The following is a 3,697-nucleotide window of genomic DNA, read 5'->3' as shown; positions in this document are numbered from 1 at the left end:
CGTCGCTGGGGACGCTGTTTGGCGGCCGGGTCGCCAGGCGGCTGCTGCTGGTGGCCGTCATGCGCCAGCGGGTGAACGCGACCACGGCGGACATCCCGGGTCCCTCGGTGCCGCTGTACCTTGCCGGGGCGCGGGTGCTGGAGGTGTTCCCGCTGCTGCCCCTGATCGCCAACGAACCCCTCGGGGTGGGCGCGCTCTCGTACGCGGGAGCGTTGGCCATCGGGGTGGTCGCCGACCAAGACGCCTACCCCGACCTGGACGCCTTCGCGGCCGGCCTGCGCGAGGAGCTGCATGCGCTCGGCGTGCCGACCCATCCCACGTCGATCCGTCCTACTGGGGAGATGGTGACCCATGTCAGTGCTCAGGGCTGAGCGGCGCAGGTCAGCAATAATGCCGATCCGGGACGTGTCGCTCTTCGTCAAGGTCGTCGGGCGCGGCGACCCGTTGCTGCTCATGCACGGCGGGCCGAGCGCGGACCACACGTCAATGCTGCCATTTCGGCGGTTGGCGGACCAGTTCACCCTGGTCTTCTACGACCACCGCAGCAACGGCCGTTCCACGGGCGCCCCCTCGTCGATGACCTGGGAGAACCTGACGGCCGACACCGACGCGCTGCGCCAGCGGCTGGGCTTGGAGCGGTGGGCCGTGCTCGGCCATTCCTTCGGCGGCCACGTGGCCCTGGAGTACGCGCTGCGCTATCCCGACAGCCTGTCGCACCTGGTGCTGCTCGACACCGGCGGCGACAGCCGCTGGTCACGGCAGCACGCGCTCGAGCTCCTGGCCGAGCGCGGCTATAGCCCCGAGAAGGTGGAGCTGGTCCGGCGCTGGTTCAACGGCGAGCTCGCGCCGAGGGAGTGGTGGCCGATCTCCCTGCGGATCAGCAGTGCGTACTCGTACGACACCAGCTTGTGGCCGATCCTCCGCTACATGCTCAGCGGCGGGTGGCGCTTCAAGCCGCGGCCGCAGGCGCTGATCTTCTCCGGCCGCCACCTGCTCCCGGGCTGGACGGTGATGGACCGCCTCGGCGAGATCACGGTGCCGACGCTGGTGATGGCCGGGCGCCACGACTTCCTGTTCCCGCCGGAGTGCCAGCGCGAGCTGGCGGCCGGGATCCCCGGCGCCCGCCTGCGGATCGTCGAGCGCGCCGGCCACAGTCCGGACCTGGAGCAGCCCGCCGAGGTCATGCAGGCCGTCAGCGACTTCCTCTCCACAGACGTCGCCGCGCCGGCCGGCGAGGCTCCCAGGGCGGGGAGGTGAACGCGATGCGGACCATCGGCCTGCGCAGCGATCACCCGCCCGACCAGATCCCGGCGTCGCATCGTGACCTGGTCCAGTGCCCACCGGTCGCCGCCCTCACCACCGTCACCCCCAAGGGCTATCCGCAGACCTCGGTGGTGTGGTGCGACTACGACGGGGTGTGCGTGCGGGTCAACACCATGCGGGGCTTTGCCAAAGAGCGCAACATGCGCGCCAACCCCCGAGTCACCCTACTGTGCTATGACCCGCGCCAGCCCAACCGCTACCTGGAGGTCCGCGGCAGGGTCGTCGAGATGACCCAGGCAGGCGCGGCCGAGCACCTAGACGCTCTCGCGAGCACCTACGCCGGACGGCCGATCCGCTACTTCGGCGACGCCATCCCAGCCCGCTTCGCCGACACCGAGATCCCGGTCCTGTGCCGGATCCGGCCCACCCACGTGGTCGCGTTGGACGCCACCGGGAAGAAGGGCGGACGGAGATGACCACGCTGTCCGCGTCCAAGCCGCTAACGGTCCCGGCCTCCCATCTGGACCTGCTGACCCGGCCGATCTGTGGGGTCATGACCACCATGGGCGGCGACGGCCAGCCCCAGTCCAGCCTGGTCTGGGTCGACTGGGACGGCGCCTGGGCCCGAGTCAACACCACCCTGGAGCGGCAGAAAGGCCGCAACCTGGCCGCCAACCCCAAGGTCAGCCTGCTGGTCGTCGACCCCGACAACCCCGCCCGCTACCTTCAGCTCCGCGGCCACGCCGAGCTCGTCTTCGACGGTGCCCTGGACCACCTGGACGCGCTGACGCGCAAGTACACCCGCCACCCGGCCTACTACGGCCACATCTACCCGGCCGCGCAACGGTGGCGGGAGACCCGGGTCATCTGCCGCATCCACGCCCGGCGCATCACCCTGGACGCCATCCACACCTGAGCCAGACCCAACAGGTGTGCCGAGGAGCCGCCAACCAAGCCAGCCGGGCCTGGAGGCGCACGGGAGGCTCTTCATGGCCAGTAGTTGGAGGCAAACATGAGCACGACTGCACTAGACGCCACACCGTCCGAACTCGAGGCCCAACTGGCCGACCCGCCGGTCGCCGGTTCGTTCGACGAGGGCGAGCTCCAGGGCCTGCCCGACCCGGTCTGTCGGTACTTCCGGACCTCGATCGCCGCCGGCACGCCGTTGGCGCGGTCGGCCCGCCTGGGGATGCGGGGAGCGGTCAAGCTGGGGCGCTGGTGGATGCCGTTCCGGGCCCGGCAGGTCTACGCCCCCCACCACGGGCTGGTATGGACCGCCCGAGCCGGCGGCGTCATCGCCGGCTTCGACCGCTACGCCGACGGGCAGGGGGCGATGCAATGGACGCTCCTCAGCCTGCTCCGGTTGCTCCACGCCCAGGGGCCCGACCTGTCCCGCAGCGCGGCCGGCCGGGTCGCCGCCGAGGCCGTGTGGGTTCCCACGGCAATGCTGCCGCGGTTCGGCGTGACCTGGGCGGCGGCCGATTCCCACCACCTCACCGCCAGCTGGCGCCTGGACGACCTCCAGCTCGAGGTGCACTACACCCTCGACGACGACGCCCGGGTGCGGTCGGTTGCCCTCGACCGCTGGGGCGACCCGGACAGCACCGGGACCTTCGGCGTGCACCGCTTCGGGCACGAGCTGACCCGCTACTCGACCTTCGACGGCGTCACGATTCCCAGCGCTGGTCGGGGCGGGTGGTTCTATGGAACCGACCGGTGGAGCGAGGGCGAGTTCTTCCGCTATGAGTTCACCGACTTCCACCTGGTCACGCCAGCCAGCGCGGCCGGGCCATGACCGACGCATCGCTCGCCTGCGTCGTGTTACCGGCGTTCCCGTGGCGTTCGCGGCGGTGACGGTCACGTTGTACCGGTCCCACCTCCGGAAGGCGGGTCTCGCGCCGCCAGGCGTCCGGCTTGCGCCGTCCGCGCCCCGCACCCCTGGGTGCGTATGCCCTGAAGCTCTCGCTCGCACGCCTACAGTGCTCCGCTCCCTGGCCGCGGCTCGCCTTGCCGTTCGAACTGGATTACGGCGATGGGCGTCGGATACGGCCACGCCTCAACGGGGGGTGATCCTGATCGTCAGCCACGGCGACGGCCCCTGTCGGCGGAGACGCCGGATCGCCGCCGACACGACCATGAGCGCCCGGTAGGCCGGCCACGCCCACGGGTACTTCCGCGCCAGCAGCGCTCGGACCCTTGTGGTCTCCTCCACCAGCCTGGCGTCGGCGTCGACCGCCGGGCCCCGCGGCGTGCCTCGGGCGCTGCAGGGCGCCAGGCGGACATGGGGGTCGCGGCGGATCCGCTTGACCTTCCAGGAGTCGGCCTCGCTGAAGACCAGCAGGCTGCCGTTGTCGGCCGCGCACCACACCGGCACCGAGACCGGCGTGCCGTCGCGCCTGAAGGTGGTGATGCTGACAAAGGGTTCCTTGGCGAG

At 71.1% G+C, this 3,697-nt stretch carries 6 protein-coding genes; 5 read left to right on the top strand and 1 reads right to left on the bottom strand.

Features of this window, described 5'->3' with window-relative positions; all coding sequences use genetic code 11:
- The 5 genes from VF468_01875 to VF468_01855 form a co-directional block, all read left to right on the top strand.
- Positions 1-371, top strand: a 371-nt coding sequence (locus VF468_01875) for a WS/DGAT domain-containing protein (GenBank protein ID HEX5877068.1), incomplete at its 5' end; no start/stop codon positions are given.
- A gap of 19 nt (positions 372-390) precedes the next feature.
- On the top strand, positions 391-1,257 hold the full coding sequence (locus tag VF468_01870; protein HEX5877067.1) for an alpha/beta fold hydrolase: 867 nt from the start codon (positions 391-393) through the stop codon (positions 1,255-1,257).
- A gap of 5 nt (positions 1,258-1,262) precedes the next feature.
- On the top strand, positions 1,263-1,739 hold the full coding sequence (locus VF468_01865; GenBank protein ID HEX5877066.1) for a TIGR03618 family F420-dependent PPOX class oxidoreductase: 477 nt from the start codon (positions 1,263-1,265) through the stop codon (positions 1,737-1,739).
- Positions 1,736-2,179, top strand: coding sequence for a PPOX class F420-dependent oxidoreductase (locus VF468_01860; protein ID HEX5877065.1), 444 nt, complete (start codon positions 1,736-1,738; stop codon positions 2,177-2,179). The genes VF468_01865 and VF468_01860 overlap by 4 nt, the downstream gene beginning before the upstream one ends.
- A 96-nt stretch (positions 2,180-2,275) precedes the next feature.
- Positions 2,276-3,058 (top strand): DUF6544 family protein, encoded by a 783-nt coding sequence (locus tag VF468_01855; GenBank protein ID HEX5877064.1) that lies wholly within the window; start codon positions 2,276-2,278, stop codon positions 3,056-3,058.
- 261 nt (positions 3,059-3,319) lie between these two features.
- Here the strand turns inward: VF468_01855 and VF468_01850 are convergent.
- Positions 3,320-3,697 (bottom strand): PPOX class F420-dependent oxidoreductase (locus tag VF468_01850; GenBank protein HEX5877063.1); only part of this gene is annotated, 378 nt, incomplete at its 5' end.

This window comes from Actinomycetota bacterium (assembly GCA_036280995.1).
Classification (GTDB): domain Bacteria; phylum Actinomycetota; class CALGFH01; order CALGFH01; family CALGFH01; genus CALGFH01.
This window is presented reverse-complemented; position numbering and strand designations above follow the sequence as displayed.

What these genes read in the sequence shown, in the direction of transcription:
- VF468_01860 (HEX5877065.1), top strand. Translation starts at nt 1,736, where the DNA reads ATGACCACGCTGTCCGCGTCCAAGCCGCTAACGGTCCCGGCCTCCCAT.
- VF468_01865 (HEX5877066.1), top strand. Translation starts at nt 1,263, where the DNA reads ATGCGGACCATCGGCCTGCGCAGCGATCACCCGCCCGACCAGATCCCG.
- VF468_01870 (HEX5877067.1), top strand. Translation starts at nt 391, where the DNA reads ATGCCGATCCGGGACGTGTCGCTCTTCGTCAAGGTCGTCGGGCGCGGC.
- VF468_01855 (HEX5877064.1), top strand. Translation starts at nt 2,276, where the DNA reads ATGAGCACGACTGCACTAGACGCCACACCGTCCGAACTCGAGGCCCAA.